Origin of the sequence: Mesorhizobium sp. M7A.T.Ca.US.000.02.2.1, assembly GCF_003996995.1 — a bacterium.
Classification (GTDB): domain Bacteria; phylum Pseudomonadota; class Alphaproteobacteria; order Rhizobiales; family Rhizobiaceae; genus Mesorhizobium.
This window is the reverse complement of the sequence record NZ_RZTT01000738.1, coordinates 1-1,490: the sequence shown is the minus strand read 5'-3', so window position 1 is coordinate 1,490 and position 1,490 is coordinate 1. Positions and strand designations below refer to the sequence as shown.

The 1,490-nt window shown below is 58.7% G+C and carries 2 protein-coding genes; both read left to right on the top strand.

All coding sequences use genetic code 11. The features are described from left to right. Positions 1-216 precede the first annotated feature (216 nt). On the top strand, positions 217-1,203 hold the full coding sequence (locus EOD15_RS34160; RefSeq protein ID WP_127318350.1) for a substrate-binding domain-containing protein: 987 nt from the start codon (positions 217-219) through the stop codon (positions 1,201-1,203). Positions 1,204-1,262: 59 nt separating this feature from the next. Next, the coding region (locus EOD15_RS34155; protein WP_127409296.1) for an SDR family NAD(P)-dependent oxidoreductase at positions 1,263-1,490 on the top strand (228 nt) is incomplete at its 3' end.

The following is a 1,490-nucleotide window of genomic DNA, read 5'->3' as shown; positions in this document are numbered from 1 at the left end:
CCTATTACCAGCAAGTGCTCAAGGGCGCCCTCATCGTCGGCGCCGTGATGCTCGACCAGAAGAGAAACTACGGGGCTTAGCGTTTCGGGCTGAAACTGGGACCCGGTTTTGGGTCCTAAGCTCAGACGAGAAGGCCCTTCCGGGATCGGACCTGCACACCGCGTGTCCGTTGATAGGCGAACCATGTCGGTCGCTCACTTAAAGTGGAGGTACGAAATGAAATTATTGATGATAGCGCTCGCATCCGCGACCGCGCTGCTGGCCTCGTCGGCCATAGCGCAGGAGAAGATCAAGATCGGCGCAGCACCTTACGGGTTGAATGCGGAGTTCATGCAGATCTGGGCGGCGGCGCTTCAGGAACACCCTGCCGTCAAGAGCGGTGAAGTCGAACTAACGGTCTTCGACGGCAAATATGATGCCCTGGTCCAGCAAGACCAGTTCAAGACGATGGTCACACAGAAATACGATGCGATCATCTTCGCGCCGATTGACGTCGATGCGGGCGCGGCCGCCGTACAGACGGCCGTCGACGCAGGCATCCCGGTCATCGGCTCCAACACCCGCGTCAATTCCGATCTCTTGGCCTCCTATGTCGGCTCCGACGATACGATCTCGGGCTACATGGAAGCCAAGACCGTGCTCGACAAGATCGGCTGCAAGGGCAACGTCGTCATTCTCGAGGGGCCGGTCGGTCAGTCCGCACAGATTTCTCGTCTCGAGGGCAACAAGAAGGCGCTTGCCGAGTGCCCGGACGTCAAGATCCTCGAAGATCAAACGGCGAACTGGTCGCGCGCTGAAGCCCAGACGCTGATGGAAAACTGGCTCACCGCTCACCCCAAGCAGATCAATGGCGTGATTGGCCAGAATGACGAAATGGCTCTCGGCGCCATCGAGGCGATCAAGGCTGCCGGCCTTGACGTGAAGAGCTTCTCCATTGCCGGCATCGACGGCATCACCGACGCGCTCCACGCCGTCAAGAACGGCGAGATGACGTCGATCCTTCAGGACGCGCGTGCCCAGGCACAAGGGGCGCTCGATCTTGCCATTTTCAATGCAAAGAAGGGTGACTACAAGCCCCAGTCCGACATTTGGGAAACCTACAAGGATATGCCGTGGAAGGACGGCAAGGAGAAGATCTACAATGTGCCGTGGACGCCGGTAACGGCCGAAAACGTCGACAAGCTGCTTGCGACGCGCAAGTGATTCAGCCGTGGGGTGTGCCTCTGGCACACCCCACTTTCCAACAGGCCGGGAAGAGAACCATGACCGATTCAATACAGGTTGATCTCAATTTTTCACTTGGTGGCAAAGTCGCTCTGATCACCGGCGGCGCCTCCGGCATCGGAAGTGCCATTGCATCGGCATTTGCCGTGAAGGGCGCTGCCGTCGGCGTGATCGATATCAATGAATCGGTTGCGAGATCGAAGGCCGACGAACTCGGCAACGGCGCGAAGTCCTTCGTCTGCGATGTGTCCGATCCGCAATCCGTG

Bases quoted from the DNA above. Each gene is read 5' to 3' on its own strand.
- EOD15_RS34160 (WP_127318350.1), top strand. From the start codon at position 217: ATGAAATTATTGATGATAGCGCTCGCATCCGCGACCGCGCTGCTGGCC.